The organism is Parvimonas sp. D2, assembly GCF_035282635.1.
In the GTDB taxonomy this organism is placed as follows: Bacteria; Bacillota; Clostridia; order Tissierellales; family Peptoniphilaceae; genus Parvimonas.
The window spans coordinates 1-505 of sequence record NZ_JAYKBO010000013.1 but is presented as its reverse complement, the minus strand read 5'-3'; the positions used below and the strand labels follow the sequence as shown (position 1 = coordinate 505).

General features: G+C 48.1%; 1 protein-coding gene. It reads right to left on the bottom strand.

The features are described 5' to 3' along the window. Window positions 1–184 (bottom strand): hypothetical protein (locus VJI77_RS07375; protein ID WP_323988942.1); only part of this gene is annotated, 184 nt, incomplete at its 3' end. Between the last annotated feature and the right edge of the window lie 321 nt (window positions 185–505).

Genomic DNA, 505 nt, shown 5'->3' with positions numbered 1-505 from the left:
TCATCGACCCCAGGCTCATCAGCGGGCGCTGCAGCTTCCAAAGCTCGATCTTGGGCGCATTCGGGCAATCAGGCCCCAATGCAAACTTGATTTCCAGGTCTGTTGCCTGGCAATACTCACACTGCTGATTGCCGTGGTTGAGCCTAGATGGCCCCATTTTATGATTATTTGTCTTCACTTGCAAGACCTTTCCTGCTTATATGCCTTTTCAGAACACATTACCTTCAGCCACTGCGGCGGCTTATTCAAGACTACTTCGCGCTTAGGCATATGGCCAGCATACCAGGTAACACCCACCCAAAACAAACTTAATTTTCCAGTCTTGGCAAGAAAACACGCCCCTAGCATTACCAGCCATTTACGCATTATCCATGCTCTTTCCTCAACCTGTTTTGATCATCTAATTGTCCGCCCCTGCGCAAAGCGCCAAGGTAGTTTCCTATCTGAATCTCACAGATATCTGTGCCAGCAGACGTATGCATCGTATTATAATGCTTGTCCCAAT